Raw genomic sequence first — 14,784 nt, 5'->3', positions numbered from 1 at the left:
CTGCCTTCAAAAATTTTAACAGCAACCGGCAAATATTACCGTTTCACAGCCGCAAACGCACCTTTTACACTCTGCCGCGTTTACCCTGCAAAATGAGAATCTGATGTTGTCGAATAAAGGATTTATGCCCTACCTCGCTCTGCTCAGCATGCTGGGCTTTTTAGCCACCGATATGTACCTGCCCGCCTTTGGCGCAATGCAGGAGACGTTCCGCACCTCGCCCGGTCTGATCAGCGCCAGCATGAGTCTGTTTCTGGCTGGCTTCGCCTGCGGTCAGCTCTTCTGGGGCCCGCTCTCCGATCGCATCGGCCGTAAACCCGTGCTGCTGGCCGGGCTGGCACTGTTCGCCGCTGGCTGTGCGGGCATGCTGTGGGTGAACGATATCTTTCTGATGCTGGCGCTGCGCTTCATTCAGGCGATTGGTGTCTGTGCTGCCGCCGTAAGCTGGCAGGCGCTGGTCATCGACCGCTATCCGGCGGCGCGCGCCAGCAAAGTGTTCGCCACGATTATGCCGCTGGTGGCCCTCTCACCGGCGCTGGCACCGCTGCTCGGGGCCTGGCTGATCGGCCATTTCCACTGGCGTTCGATTTTCCTGGTGCTGACCCTGATTGCGGTGGCGCTGATTATTGTCACGCTGCGTCTGCCCGCGGTGAAACCCGCTCCGCAGGAGAAAGGGGCACAGCCGGGCTTCTTCACGCTGCTTAAATCCCGCGTCTACAGCGGTAACGTACTGATCTATTCCGCCTGCTCCGCCAGCTTTTTTGCCTGGCTGACCGGCTCACCCTTTATTCTGGCGGGCCTGGGCCTTTCCCCCGCCGACATTGGCCTGAGCTATCTGCCACAGACGCTCGCCTTTTTAATCGGTGGCTTCGGCTGTCGCGCCCTGCTCAACCGCTTTAACGGAGCCCAGCTGCTGCCCTGGCTGCTGGGGGTCTACAGCCTGAGCATTCTGGCGCTGTTTGCGGTCGCGCTGTCGGGTCAGGGAACGCTGCTCAGCCTGATGGTGCCGTTCTGCGGAATGGCGCTGGCTAACGGAGCGATCTATCCGATTGTGGTCTCCAGTGCGCTGATGCCCTTCCCGCACGCCACCGGCAAAGCCGCCGCGTTGCAGAACACGCTGCAGTTGGGCCTCTGCTTCCTCGCCAGCCTGGCGGTGTCGGCGGGATTAACCCAGGCACTGCTGACCACCACGCTGATCATGACAGTGACGATTCTGCTCGCCCTGATCGGGTACGTCATGCAGCGCGCCGCAAGCGCACAAACTGTTGTTGCCACTGCGCAACCTGCCTGCCAGGATAATCATTAAGACGCTAACTTTTTAGTTAGCGCCCTAACAATAAGTCATTGAATATTGACCCGCGTGAGAATATACTCATCCGGGTCAACAAATCTGTAATAAATCAACAATATAATAACGTAATAATCTGATTGGCACGCTGTTGCCGGGACGGTATTCGCACGCGTTATTCCCTCTTACCGGCCCTGCTTCAGCCTGTTCCAGTCCTCTGTATCTTACAGATAATCGGTTTGCGGAATCCTCCGTGACGTTTCTCAATGCCTGACGAATTGGCTATTCTTTGTTCAGGTTCAGATTGGACAGGTGGTGGAAAAGCTATGAGTTCATCTTACGCAGAAGCAGTGACTCCTGAAGATAATCATTGGTATCGCATCGTTCACGAACTGCTGGAAAAAGCGGACATCGAAATAAATGGCTCACGTCCATGGGATATCCGCATTCATCATCCCGGTTTTTTTAAGCGTGTTCTGCAGGAGGGATCGCTGGGGCTGGGCGAAAGCTATATGGAGGGATGGTGGGACTGCGACCGTCTGGATATGTTCTTCCACCAGGTGCTTAAACATAAACTGGATCAGCAACTCCCGCACCATTTCAAAGATACCCTGCGCATCGCCGCCGCCCGCTTAACCAACCTGCAGTCCCGCAAGCGGGCCTGGATCGTGGGCAAAGAGCACTACGATCTCGGCAACGATCTTTTTACACTGATGCTTGACCCTTACATGCAATACTCCTGTGGCTACTGGAAAGAGGCCACGACGCTGGCGTCGGCGCAGGAAGCCAAGCTGGATATGATTTGTCGTAAATTAGCGCTGGAACCCGGGATGTCGCTGCTGGATATCGGCTGCGGCTGGGGCGGACTGGCGGAATTTGCCGCACGTCATTATGGCGTCAGCGTGCATGGCGTGACCATCTCCGCCGAGCAGCAGAAGCTGGCGCAGCAGCGCTGTGAAGGGCTGGATGTGACGATTCTGCTGCAGGACTATCGCGATCTGAACGAGCAGTTTGACCGCGTGGTGTCGGTCGGTATGTTTGAGCATGTCGGGCCTAAAAACTACGCGACCTATTTCGACGTGGTCGATCGTAATCTTAAGCCTGACGGGATTTTCCTGCTTCACACCATCGGCGCGATTAAAACCGATATGCGCGTTGACCCGTGGATCGATAAGTATATTTTCCCCAACGGCTGCCTGCCTTCGGTGCGTCAGGTGGCCGATGCCAGCGAGCCCCATTTTATTCTGGAGGACTGGCACAACTTTGGTGCAGATTACGACAGGACGCTGATGGCATGGCATGAACGCTTTTTGCAGGCCTGGCCTCAGCTGGCTGAGAGTTATGGCGATCGCTTTAAGCGTATGTTCGCCTACTATCTCAACGCCTGTGCCGGTGCATTCCGCGCGCGCGATATTCAGCTGTGGCAGATCGTCTTCAGTCGTGGCGTAGAGGGGGGATTGCGCGTGGCGCGGTAGAGGGCCCGGTTGCGCCGCAAGGCCTGCCGAAGTCAGACCCGCGTTAACCGCAACGGAGAAGCTAAGGGCGGAGGGAACAGGGTCAGAAGAGGAAAGCGTCACGCGCCAGGGAGGGCGCGTGTCGAGCATGTCAGGGATGACGGCTTTTGCGTCTTTCCGATCTGACCCTGTTTCCTGCGCAGGTGCAATCTCACAGCGAATCGGGTCAGCGGTTCAACAGGCGCTGTCGCGCCTGATATTAACTCTCTGCGGCAGGTTGCCCGGTCAGCGCGCTCATGGCTGCCGCGGCATCACGCTGGGCGAGCACGCGCTCCACGGTCTCGACGATCGCCTGAGTGTGTGGATCGATCTCAATATTGACCCGCTGTCCAAAGGTCTTCGCCCCCAGCGTGGTGCGCTCCAGCGTTTCCGGGATCAGATAAACGCAGAACTTCGTTCTGGTCACATCCCCGACCGTCAGGCTGATGCCGTCGATACCGACGAACCCTTTATGCAGAATATATTTCATCTGCGCCGGGTCCTGGATTTTAAACCAGACTTCGCGGTTATGTTCTGACTGGATAATTTTGCAGATCTCAGCGGTGGTCATAATGTGACCCGACATCAGATGCCCGCCGATCTCATCGCTGAATTTTGCTGCCCGCTCGATGTTGACCACGTCGCCCTCACGCAAATCGCCGAGGTTCGTCACCCGCAGCGTCTCTTTAATCAGATCAAAGCTGACGCGATCGCCGTCGATTGCCGTCACGGTTAAGCAGCAGCCGTTATGCGCGACGGATGCGCCCAGCGCCAGACCCGGCAGGAGTTCTTCCGGCAGCCGGACAGTATGGGTACGAAACAGCTCTTTCTCTTCGATGGACACGATCTCTGCCATGCCCTGCACAATTCCGGTAAACATATTCTTTGCCTCTGAAAATCCGACGTTTGTGCCAGTTTACCACAGCTCAGGCCCGCTGTTAGATTTCAGCCCCTGCCACGGCGTTGAGTCAGTGCAAACCGCATTGTGTGACAAAGATTGGCGAATGGGGTTACGCCAGTTACACTAACTCACGAAATTCCCCGGGCTTTTTGCCCCTTTCTTTCCTATAACTCGTCAGGTGTTAACGTGCAGAAGTATTTAACAGAAGCGCGTCAATTGCTGGCCCTTGCGATTCCGGTCATCCTTGCTCAGGTGGCCCAGACCGCAATGGGATTTGTGGATACCATTATGGCCGGCGCCGTCAGCGCCACGGATATGGCCGCCGTTGCTGTCGGCACCTCTGTCTGGCTTCCGGCCATCCTGTTTGGTCATGGTCTTCTGCTTGCATTGACGCCCACCGTTGCGCAACTCAACGGTTCAGGTCGCCGCGAACGCATCGGTGAACAGATTCGCCAGGCATACTGGCTCGCCTTTTTTGTCTCCCTGCTGATTATGGTGCTGCTGTGGCACGCGGGTTACCTCATCCGCGCAATGCACGATATCGATCCCCGGCTGGCCCTGAAGGCAGAAGGCTATCTCCATGCCCTGCTGTTCGGCGCACCCGGCTACCTCTTCTTCCAGGTGCTGCGCAACCAGTGTGAGGGATTGTCGAAAACCAAGCCGGGTATGGTGCTGGGCTTTCTCGGCCTGATGTTTAACATCCCGCTCAACTATGTCTTTATTTATGGTCACTTCGGGATGCCGGCACTGGGCGGGGTGGGTTGTGGTGTGGCAACCGCGTCGGTCTACTGGGTAATGTTTATCTGCATGCGCTTCTGGGTGCGCCGGATGGGTTCGATGCGTGATATCCGCATGGAGAGCCGCTGGTCGCCGCCTTCGCGTGTCATTCTCACCCGCCTGATGGCGCTGGGATTGCCGGTGGCGCTGGCGCTCTTTTTTGAGGTCACCCTGTTTGCCGTGGTGGCGCTGCTGGTGTCGCCGCTGGGCATCGTCAATGTCGCCGGCCACCAGATCGCGCTCAATTTCAGTTCACTGATGTTCGTGTTACCGCTGTCGCTGGGTGTCGCGACCACTATCCGCGTCGGCTACCGCCTGGGTCAGGGCTCCACCGAGCAGGCCCGGGTCGCCGCGTGGACGGCGCAGGGTGTCGGCATCAGCATGGCGGCGCTGACCGCGATTTTTACCGTGACGTTCCGTCACCAGATCGCCCTGCTCTACAACGACAATCCTGAGGTGGTAACGCTGGCCGCACAGCTGATGCTGCTGGCGGCGATTTATCAGTTCTCCGATTCGATTCAGGTGATCGGTAGCGGCATTCTGCGCGGCTATAAAGATACGCGATCCATTTTCTTCATCACCTTTATTGCCTACTGGCTGCTCGGTCTGCCTGCCGGGTATCTGCTGGCACTGACCGACTGGTTGGTGCCGCGTATGGGACCTGCGGGCTTCTGGTGCGGTTTTATTATCGGCCTCACCTCGGCAGCGGTGATGATGATCTGGCGCATCAGACGCTTACAGCGTTCACCGGCGGCCATTATCCTCGCCCGCGCGGCGCGATAATCCAGAAAAGCGGGCCATTTATGGCCCGCAGCGCCGAAAAAAACGACGGTTAGCACAGTTGCTGCGCAGTCACAGTGAAAAAACGATTTTCCCCTTGCCAGCCTCACACGCTGCCGTTAATATTCGTCCCCGCTGTCGCCCTGACAGCATGTTGCGCTCTTAGCTCAGTTGGTTAGAGCACCACCTTGACATGGTGGGGGTCGATGGTTCGAGTCCATTAGAGCGCACCAAGTGCGTCCGTAGCTCAGTTGGTTAGAGCACCACCTTGACATGGTGGGGGTCGGTGGTTCGAGTCCACTCGGACGCACCAATATTCAGTATGCGCTCTTAGCTCAGTTGGTTAGAGCACCACCTTGACATGGTGGGGGTCGATGGTTCGAGTCCATTAGAGCGCACCACTTTCAGAATTCCTTCAGCTTGCGCAACTCCCTTTATATTGATCTGCATCGCGTCCCCCTTCTGCTTTTTGATTGGTTTTCGCATACTTAGCGTCTATACTGTCCCCCGTTGTTTACTTGAAAGGTTTCAGCGATCACGTGCTTACTGCGATAACTCAAATGATTTGCGCAACAACAGCGTGGTGGTTACCAACCGTAGCCGCACAACTTCCCTGCACGCCTGGCCTTCGTCACCTATTCTTATTCAGTACTGCCCTTTTCAGTTTCAGTCTCAAATCAGAAATTTCACTTCGATGCGCTGCCATCGGATTCCGCCCTTATTCATCCATCACAACTTACAGATAATCCGTCATGAAAAAGACTAAAATCGTTTGTACTATCGGCCCGAAAACCGAATCCGAAGAGATGCTGACTCAGCTGCTTGAAGCTGGCATGAATGTTATGCGTCTGAACTTTTCTCACGGCGACTACGCTGAGCACGGCCAGCGCATTACCAATATGCGCGCCGTGATGCAGAAAACCGGTCGTCAGGCCGCTATCCTGCTGGACACCAAAGGCCCTGAAATCCGCACCATGAAACTGGAAGGCGGTAACGACGCGGCGCTGAAAGCGGGCCAGACCTTTACCTTCACCACCGATCAGAGCGTGATCGGCAACAGCGAGCGCGTTGCCGTCACCTACCCGGGCTTCACGGCTGACCTGAAAATCGGCAACACCGTGCTGGTCGATGATGGCCTGATTGGGATGGAAGTGACCGAAGTCACCGAAAACACCGTAGTCTGTAAAGTACTGAACAACGGCGACCTGGGTGAGAACAAAGGCGTTAACCTGCCAGGCGTCTCAATCCAGCTGCCTGCGCTGGCTGAAAAAGACAAACGCGATCTGATTTTTGGCTGTGAGCAGGGTGTGGACTTTGTCGCGGCTTCGTTCATCCGTAAGCGTTCAGACGTGCTGGAGATTCGTGAGCACCTGAAACAGCACGGCGGTGAGCACATCCAGATCATCTCCAAAATCGAAAACCAGGAAGGCCTGAACAACTTCGACGAAATTCTCGAAGCGTCAGACGGCATCATGGTTGCGCGTGGCGACCTGGGTGTTGAGATCCCGGTTGAAGAAGTGATCTTCGCGCAGAAGATGATGATCAAGAAATGTAATAAAGCGCGCAAAGTGGTTATCACGGCGACCCAGATGCTCGACTCCATGATCAAAAACCCACGCCCTACCCGCGCAGAAGCCGGCGACGTGGCGAACGCCATCCTGGATGGCACCGATGCGGTCATGCTGTCAGGTGAGAGCGCCAAAGGTCGCTATCCGCTGGAGTCGGTCACCATCATGGCGACCATTTGTGAGCGTACCGACCGCGTGATGAAATCGCGCATCGACAGCCAGAACGATACCCGTAAGCTGCGTATCACCGAAGCCGTCTGCCGCGGTGCCGTCGAGACCGCTGAGAAGCTGGAAGCGCCACTGATTGTGGTGGCGACCGAAGGCGGCAAATCAGCTAAAGCGGTGCGTAAATACTTCCCGAACGCCACCATCCTGGCCCTGACCACCAATCAGACCACTGCACGCCAGCTGATCCTGAGTAAGGGCATTGAGACACGCCTGGTTTCTGAGATCGCGTCGACCGATGATTTCTATCGTCTGGGTAAAGAAGCGGCGCTGGAAAGCGGCTACGCTCAGAAAGGGGATGTCGTAGTGCTGGTTTCAGGTGCATTAGTACCAAGCGGAACTACCAACACCGCGTCCGTACACGTCCTGTAAAACCTGCGTCAGCGGTTATTTAGAAGCGCCTTTAAGAGGCGCTTTTTTTATTTCCTCTTAAACCAAATACCAGAAAATTCCAATCGAAAATAACTATTCAAATACTCTTAATATTAAGGTTAATCCGATTAAATCTCTCTGTTTTCGCTAAATTTTTTTATCATATTCTGGGATTCGCTGCTTCTTTGAGCGAACGATCAAATTTAAGCATCTTCTCATCAAAAATTTATTCTCAACTTAAAAAGCTTTGTGTAATACTTGTATTGCTACATGGAGATTAACTCAATCTAGAGGGTATAAATAATGAATCGTACTAAACTGGTACTGGGCGCGGTAGTTCTGGCTTCAACTCTGCTGGCTGGTTGCTCAAGCAACGCTAAAATCGACCAGCTGTCTTCAGACGTTCAGACTCTGAACGCGAAAGTTGACCAGCTGAGCAACGACGTGAACGCAGTGCGTTCAGACGTTCAGGCTGCTAAAGATGACGCAGCACGCGCTAACCAGCGTCTGGACAACCAGGCTCACTCTTACCGTAAGTAAGAGTTCTGGTTTTAAAAATGGCGCCTTTATGGCGCCATTTTTTTTGCCCCTGCCAGGCTCTATCCGGCACCTTTCTGTCAGGGTTTAACGTTCTTCGCCTCCTTCCCTGCTGCCGCACTCTCTGTCAGCACAGCGGCACTTTCCAGCCCTTCGGGCGGCACGGTATCACTCTCTACCGGTTCACCACTGCTGACCAGCACAGGCATGCCTGAGCGTCGTGCGATGCTGGCTTTAATCAGCGCCCGGTCACTCTTCTCACTTTTCATAAACTGCCTGAGTCCGTCGCTGAGCGCAATGGTCTGCGTCTGCGGATCATCTTTGTCATTGCGTGACAGCGGCTGGTGCACTTCAACGTAGCGTTTACCATCCGGCTCGATGGCGTACTTCACCGGCTGATTGATAATCTGCACCCGTGTCCCCTCTGGAACGGCGTTAAACAACGCTTCGATATCTTCGGAACGCAGACGGATACAGCCGGAGCTGACGCGCATGCCGATGCCAAACTTCGCATTGGTGCCGTGGATCAGATACTGGCCCGTGCCGCGCGCCAGACGCATGGCAAACTGTCCCATCGGGTTATCCGGTCCCGCAGGCACCACGGCGGGCAGCGTGACACCCTCTTTCGCGTAGCGTTTGCGGATGTTCGGGGTTGGCGTCCAGGTAGGATTAGGGATCTTCTGGCTGATACGGGTGACCATCACGGGAGTGGCTGCCCCTAACTGGCCAATGCCGATGGGATAGACGATGACTTTATTTTCGCCTTTGGGATAGTAGTAGAGACGCAGCTCGGCAAGATTCACCACAATGCCTTCGCGTGGCGTATCGGGCAGGATCATCTGTAGCGGTATCGTCAGTTGCGTGCCCGCCTTTGGCAGCCAGGGATCGGTCCCGGGATTCGCCTCCAGCATCCCCAGCAGACCAACCTGGTAGCGGGCCGCAATCACTTCCAGCGGCTGTTTGTTATCGGGAACCTGAGTCAGGACGTTTTCGCCAATCAGGCGACTGTCAGGTGGCGGCAGCGGATATTCCGTGGCGAAGGCGGGTGCAGAGAGCCCAAAACAGGTCAGCAGCAATGCACCGGCTAAACGTAAAGCTGGTTTCATGCAATTTTCTCGTCAGATAAAAAACAGACGCCGGATGGCGTCTGTCGAGTGTAGCTTAGCTGAGGTTCTGAGCGGTATGGCGAATAGACCGAATCATCGCCTCCAGCCCCTGCGACCGGGTGGGCGTCAGGTGCTGCATCAGGGCCAGTTCGCCAAACCAGTGGCGGACATCCAGCGCCAGAATCTCGGCAGGCGGCAGGTTCTGATAGAGACTAATTACTATAGCAATCAGGCCCTTAACGATAGCGGCATCGCTGTCACCTTCGAAGGCGATGGTGCCATCGGCCTGCGGCGTCATTCTGATCCACACCTGGCTCTGGCATCCCGAGATGACGTTTTCCGGCTGGTGCAGGGTTTCAGAGGATTCCGGAAGTTTCGAACCCAGTTCAATGATGTACAGGTACTTCTCTTCCCAGTTGGCGCAACGGTTAAAGTTACGCACCAGTTTCTCTTTTTCAGGCAAATTCGCCATCAGTCACTCCGTTAAAACTGTTCAGCCGCCCAGCAGACGATGAATGCGCGTCAGACCCGCAGCCAGACGATCCACCTCTTCTTCACTGTTGTAGAAGGTGAAGGAGGCGCGGCACATCGCAGGCACGTTGTAATGCTGCATCAGCGGCATGGCGCAGTGATGGCCGGTGCGGATGGCAATACCATACTGATCGAGGAAGCTGCCGACATCGTAGGCGTGGTGCTTACCGAGATTGAAGGCGATAACACCGGCGCGCGACTGCGGGCCATAGATGCGGATGTCCGGGACGGTGCCCAGCTTATCCAGGGCATAGTTCATGAGCGCCGTTTCACGCGCATGAATGGTATCGAGTCCCAGCGCCTGCACGTAGGCCAGTGCCGCACCAAAGCCGATAATGCCGCCGGTATTAGGGGTGCCGGCTTCAAAACGCCACGGCGCGCTGTTCCAGGTGGTACCCGTCGGCAGCATGACGCGGTCAATCATCGACCCGCCGCCCTCCCAGGGTGGCATCTGGTCCAGCAGCGCTTTGCGTCCATAAAGGATACCCACGCCGTTCGGGCCGTAGAGTTTATGGCTGGAGAAAACATAGAAATCACAGCCGATATCCTGCACGTCAACTTTGTCATGCATTACCGCCTGCGCACCATCCACCAGAGTAACAACACCCGCGGCTTTGGCCTGCGCCACGATCGCTTTGACCGGGTTAACCGTGCCGAGCACGTTTGAAACATGCGTCACGGCCAGCAGGCGCGTGCGGCTGTCAATCAGCCCCGCCAGCTGCTCAAGCGCCAGCTCACCGTTGTCATTCAACGGCAGCACACGCACTTCGGCTCCGGTGCGCTCAGCCAGCATCTGCCATGGAACGATATTGGCGTGATGCTCCATCTCAGTAATGATCAGGTTATCGCCAGACCGGAGCTGACTGCTGCCCCAGCTGTTGGCCACCAGATTGATGCCTTCGGTGGTTCCTTTGACGAAAACAATCTCTTCCTGCGACGAAGCGTTCAGGAAACGGGCGGCCTGATCGCGCACGTTCTCCATATCACTGGTTGCCTGCTGGCTCAGCGTATGGATGCCGCGATGCACGGCCGCATAGCCGTGCTGGTAAAAATGACTCTCAGCATTGATCACCGAGAGGGGACGTTGTGCGCTGGCGGCGCTGTCAAGGTAGGCCAGCGGATGACCGTTGACCTCTCGCTTCAGGATAGGAAAATCAGCTCTGATGCGGTCGAGATCGAAGTTCATCATACGTCGCCTCCGGGAAAACGTTGCGCGATACGCTGCAGTACGGCCTGACGCATCACCGGATTTTCCAGTGTTTCGGTCAGTTCTGCCGCAAAGGCGTGGATAATCATGGTCTGCGCAGCATCCTGCTCAATACCGCGCGAACGCAGATAGAACATCTGCTCATCATCGATACGGCCGATGGTGGCGCCGTGGCTGCACTTAACGTCATCCGCATAGATTTCCAGCTGCGGCTTGGTATCGACCTCTGCCAGCTTGCCCAGCAACAGGTTGTTGTTGGTCATCTGCCCGTCTGTCTTCAGTGCATGCTGTGCCACTTTGATGTGGCCGTTAAACACCGCACGGCCTTTGTCACGCACGATGGTTTTATGCATCTGACGGCTGACGCAGTGGCCTTTATTGTGCTCCAGGTAAGTACGGGTATCCGCGACTTCCTGTTTCACCGGCAACACCAGGCTGTTAATCGCCAGCGTACTGTTCTCGCCGTTCAGCTGCGTGCTGGTATTGTGGCGCGACAGACCGGCACCCAGCAGGAAGCTGGTACTGCTGACCTGCGCATCGTTACCCACCACCAGATCGTTGTGCGCAAAGTGATAGCTGTTGCTGCTTTCAAACGCCAGTTTGGTGTGGGTCAGCTTTGCATTATCTCCGATCGCACAGGTAAAGCGCGAACCGGTGAAATGGGCCTGATCGTTGAGTGAAACGTAGTGCTCAATCACTTCCGCTTCGGCGCTCTCTTCCAGCTGCAGGTGATGACGATAATGAACGGTGTTCATGCCCGTCTGCTGACCGCTGGTGATATGCAGCAGGTAGACCGGGCGCGCTGCAGATTTACCGCGTGCCAGACGCAGGGTGGTCACCTCTTCCGCCAGACTCTCGGTCAGATGCAGAAACACTTCCGGCTGAACGGCGGCGGGCAGCGGACGACGCTCGGCGGCCACGCTGTGCTGAATCTCAAACAGCCCGGTGTCGCGGCTGCTCAGCGCCGCCTGGAACTGACCGTCAACGAAGACCAGGCGGATGGCATCCAGCGGCAGCGCCAGCGCATCAACCTGTTCAGCGCTCAGGTTCTGAGGCGCGTCAGGTAACACAAACTGCTGTGACAGCAGCGTGTCCAGCGGGGTGTATTTCCAGTTTTCATGCTTGCGGGTTGGCAGGCCAACGCGCATCAGTTGCTGCCAGTGCTGCTGAGCCTGCAGAGAACGCACGTCGCCGCGCGACTCAAACAGGTGATGCCACTGTTGCAGCGCAGAATCACTCTTCGTCGGTAAGCCAGCCATAACCTTGCTCCTCCAGCTGTTTCACCAGCGAGAAGTCGCCAGATTTCACGATTTTGCCCTGATACAGAACATGAACGAAGTCTGGCTTGATGTAGTCCAGAATACGCTGGTAGTGGGTCACGATGATAAAGGCACGCTTTTCGTCACGCAGGCTGTTCACACCATTGGCAACGATTTTCAGCGCATCAATGTCCAGACCGGAGTCGGTTTCATCCAGGATGCAGAGCTCAGGCTCCAGCGCCGCCATCTGCAGGATGTCGTTACGCTTCTTCTCGCCGCCGGAGAAGCCGACGTTAACGGAACGGGTCAGCAGATCTTCCGGCATCTTCAGCAGCTGAATTTTCTCTTCGATGAAGTCCTGGAAATCAAAGCGATCCAGCTCTTCCTGCTGACGGTATTTGCGCACCGCGTTTACCGACGTCTGCAGGAAAAACTGATTGCTGACGCCGGGAATTTCGACCGGATACTGGAACGCCATAAAGATACCTTCACCAGCGCGCTCTTCCGGTGCCAGCTCCAGCAGATCTTTACCGTTGAAGCTCACCGAACCGCCGGTCACTTCATAATCTTCGCGGCCTGCCAGCGTGGCTGACAGCGTACTTTTACCTGAGCCGTTCGGGCCCATGATGGCATGCACTTCGCCTGGTTTAATTTCGAGATTCAGGCCACGCAGAATGGCTTTATCTTCAACACTGACCTGCAAATCTTTAATGCTTAACATACTTATTCCTTCACGTTGCTTCCGGCAAGGCGTGTGACGGCATCAGCCCACACTGTGCTCAAGGCTGATGGCTAACAATTTCTGGGCTTCCACGGCAAATTCCAGTGGCAGCTCGGAGAATACGTCTTTACAGAAGCCGTTCACGATCATCGAGATGGCGTCTTCTTCACTGATACCGCGTTGCAGACAGTAGAACATCTGATCTTCGCCGATCCGTGATGTCGTGGCTTCGTGCTCCAGCTGAGCGGTGTTATTGCGGGTCTCCACATACGGGAAGGTATGGGCGCCGCAATCCGGGCCGATCAGCATCGAGTCACACTGCGTAAAGTTACGCGCGTTGGTGGCGGTTGGCATGATTTTCACCAGACCGCGATAGGTGTTCTGACTTTTACCGGCCGAAATCCCTTTAGAGATGATGGTCGATTTGGTGTTTTTACCAATGTGGATCATCTTGGTGCCGGTATCGGCCTGCTGACGACCGCTGGTCAGCGCCACGGAGTAGAACTCACCCACCGAGTAGTCCCCGCGCAGAATGCAGCTCGGGTATTTCCAGGTGATCGCAGAGCCGGTTTCCGACTGTGTCCAGGACATCTTGCTGTGGTCACCTTCACACAGCGCACGCTTGGTCACGAAGTTGAGGATACCGCCCTCGCCTTCACCGCCAGGGAACCAGTTCTGAACCGTCGAGTATTTCACTTCGGCGTTTTTGTGGATGATCACTTCCACCACGGCCGCATGCAGCTGATAGCTGTCACGCACCGGGGCTGAACAGCCTTCGATGTAGCTGACATAGCTGTCTTCGTCGGCAATCAGGATGGTGCGCTCGAACTGACCGGTTTTCGCAGCGTTGATGCGGAAATAGGTCGACAGCTCCATCGGGCAGCGCACCCCTTTCGGGATATAGACAAAGGTGCCGTCTGAGGCGACCGCGGAGTTCAGCGCGGCAAAGAAGTTGTCATTCGCCGGCACGACGGTGCCCAGATACTGCTTCACCAGCTCAGGGTGTTCCTGAATCGCTTCGCCAAAAGAGCAGAAGATGATGCCCTGCTCCGCCAGCTTGCCGCGATAGGTGGTGGCGACTGAGACGGAGTCGAAAATCGCGTCAACCGCCNTTCACGGCCTTCGCGAACCGGCACACCCAGCTGATTAAAGGCGTTTTCCACTTCCTGCGTCAGATATTCACTGGCGGGCGCGCTGCCTGAGGCCTGGGTGGCACCCGGCTCCGACGCGCAGCTATCGTCACAGCTGCCGCATGAGGGCGCGGAGTAGTAGCTGTAATCCTGATAGTCGAGCTTCTCGTAGTGCGCTTTCAGCCAGTGAGGCTCTTCCATTTCAAGCCAGGCATGAAACGCTTTAAGACGAAACTCCAGCATCCACTCTGGCTCGTTACGCTTGGCCGAAATCGCGCGCACGACATCTTCGTTGATGCCGTTGGCAAATTCTTCGGTTTGCAGTTGGGTAAAGAAGCCCTCTTTGTAGTTGAGCTTGCCTTCCCAGATTTGTACATCGTCAGATGTTTCGCTGTGTCGTGACATATTTCACTTACTCGACGCCAAAGCTCTCACCGCACCCGCAGGCGTGCTGAGCTTTAGGGTTATTGAATTTAAAAATCTGATTCAGGCCTTCGCGAACATAGTCCAGCTCGGTGCCATCAACGAATGGCATCGCCTGAAGCGGCACAAACAGCGTTGCGCCGTAGAATGAAAACTGCAGATCGTCTTCGACAGGCTCTTTCACCAAATCCATAACGTAGCCGAACCCGGCGCAGCCGGATTGTTTCACGCTGAGTCGCAGACCCTTGACATCAGGGTCCTGAGCCGCCAGATTGAGAATTTGTTGCGCTGCGGTTTCAGTCAGCGTCAGCCCTTTCCAGACGAAATCGTCAGGTGAGAAAGAGTCTGTATTAACGGATGCCATATTGATACCTCTTGAGTCCGGACCTTTTCAGGCTATCCCCCTATGGTAGTGATCTCACCGATCACTTCAACCTCTTGTTTTGCAGGGATAATCATCTTGTGC

General features: G+C 55.8%; 12 protein-coding genes, 3 tRNA genes and 1 pseudogene. 8 read left to right on the top strand and 8 right to left on the bottom strand.

Going from position 1 to position 14,784, the window contains the following annotated elements:
* The first annotated feature begins 103 nt into the window (after positions 1–103).
* Together punC and cfa are read left to right on the top strand one after the other, a co-directional pair.
* Entirely contained in the window at positions 104–1,306 is a 1,203-nt protein-coding gene (gene punC, locus FJW00_RS18005) for a purine nucleoside transporter PunC (protein WP_111207419.1), read from the top strand.
* A 308-nt stretch (positions 1,307–1,614) separates the two neighbouring features.
* Positions 1,615–2,763, top strand: coding sequence for a cyclopropane fatty acyl phospholipid synthase (cfa, locus tag FJW00_RS18000; RefSeq protein WP_140028478.1), 1,149 nt, complete (start codon positions 1,615–1,617; stop codon positions 2,761–2,763).
* Between the two features lie 238 nt (positions 2,764–3,001).
* Here the strand turns inward: cfa and FJW00_RS17995 are convergent, their stop codons facing one another.
* Complete coding sequence (locus FJW00_RS17995) at positions 3,002–3,661, bottom strand: riboflavin synthase (protein ID WP_009090489.1); 660 nt, start codon at positions 3,659–3,661, stop codon at positions 3,002–3,004.
* A gap of 207 nt (positions 3,662–3,868) precedes the next feature.
* Here FJW00_RS17995 and FJW00_RS17990 point away from each other — a divergent pair, with 207 nt between their 5' ends.
* The 6 genes from FJW00_RS17990 to FJW00_RS17965 all read left to right on the top strand — a co-directional run bounded on the left by FJW00_RS17990 (position 3,869) and on the right by FJW00_RS17965 (position 7,944).
* Entirely contained in the window at positions 3,869–5,242 is a 1,374-nt protein-coding gene (locus FJW00_RS17990) for an MATE family efflux transporter (RefSeq protein ID WP_046101733.1), read from the top strand.
* 153 nt (positions 5,243–5,395) lie between these two features.
* Positions 5,396–5,472 (top strand) — tRNA-Val (locus tag FJW00_RS17985).
* A gap of 3 nt (positions 5,473–5,475) precedes the next feature.
* Positions 5,476–5,552: transfer RNA gene (locus tag FJW00_RS17980), tRNA-Val, on the top strand.
* An 11-nt stretch (positions 5,553–5,563) separates the two neighbouring features.
* Positions 5,564–5,640 (top strand) — tRNA-Val (locus FJW00_RS17975).
* Between the two features lie 351 nt (positions 5,641–5,991).
* Positions 5,992–7,404 (top strand): pyruvate kinase PykF, encoded by a 1,413-nt coding sequence (pykF, locus tag FJW00_RS17970; protein WP_009090491.1) that lies wholly within the window; start codon positions 5,992–5,994, stop codon positions 7,402–7,404.
* Between the two features lie 303 nt (positions 7,405–7,707).
* Positions 7,708–7,944 (top strand): major outer membrane lipoprotein, encoded by a 237-nt coding sequence (locus tag FJW00_RS17965; protein WP_009090492.1) that lies wholly within the window; start codon positions 7,708–7,710, stop codon positions 7,942–7,944.
* Between the two features lie 77 nt (positions 7,945–8,021).
* Here the strand turns inward: FJW00_RS17965 and FJW00_RS17960 are convergent, their stop codons facing one another.
* From FJW00_RS17960 to sufA, 7 genes and pseudogenes are all read right to left on the bottom strand, one after another.
* Positions 8,022–9,047, bottom strand: a complete 1,026-nt coding sequence (locus FJW00_RS17960) for a L,D-transpeptidase family protein (RefSeq protein ID WP_140925199.1) — start codon at positions 9,045–9,047, stop codon at positions 8,022–8,024.
* A gap of 55 nt (positions 9,048–9,102) precedes the next feature.
* On the bottom strand, positions 9,103–9,519 hold the full coding sequence (gene sufE / locus FJW00_RS17955) for a cysteine desulfuration protein SufE (RefSeq protein ID WP_009090494.1): 417 nt from the start codon (positions 9,517–9,519) through the stop codon (positions 9,103–9,105).
* Between the two features lie 21 nt (positions 9,520–9,540).
* A complete protein-coding gene (sufS, locus tag FJW00_RS17950) occupies positions 9,541–10,764 on the bottom strand; it encodes a cysteine desulfurase SufS (protein WP_009090495.1) in 1,224 nt (407 codons plus the stop codon).
* Positions 10,764–12,044: a Fe-S cluster assembly protein SufD gene (gene sufD / locus FJW00_RS17945; protein ID WP_140925197.1), complete on the bottom strand. Its 1,281-nt coding sequence runs from the start codon at positions 12,042–12,044 to the stop codon at positions 10,764–10,766. Before sufD ends, sufS begins: the two co-directional genes overlap by 1 nt.
* A complete protein-coding gene (gene sufC, locus FJW00_RS17940) occupies positions 12,019–12,765 on the bottom strand; it encodes a Fe-S cluster assembly ATPase SufC (protein WP_009090499.1) in 747 nt (248 codons plus the stop codon). The genes sufD and sufC overlap by 26 nt, the downstream gene beginning before the upstream one ends.
* Positions 12,766–12,807: 42 nt before the next feature.
* Positions 12,808–14,300, bottom strand: a pseudogene (gene sufB / locus FJW00_RS17935) (Fe-S cluster assembly protein SufB).
* A 7-nt stretch (positions 14,301–14,307) separates the two neighbouring features.
* The gene (sufA, locus tag FJW00_RS17930; RefSeq protein ID WP_009090504.1) at positions 14,308–14,682 is read right to left on the bottom strand and encodes a Fe-S cluster assembly scaffold SufA; all 375 of its coding nucleotides are present in this window, start codon (positions 14,680–14,682) and stop codon (positions 14,308–14,310) included.
* Between the last annotated feature and the right edge of the window lie 102 nt (positions 14,683–14,784).

This window comes from Pantoea anthophila (genome assembly GCF_006494375.1).
In the GTDB taxonomy this organism is placed as follows: domain Bacteria; phylum Pseudomonadota; class Gammaproteobacteria; order Enterobacterales; family Enterobacteriaceae; genus Pantoea; species Pantoea anthophila.
The sequence above is the reverse complement of the archived record's forward strand: the minus strand, read 5'-3'. Positions and strand labels throughout refer to the sequence as shown.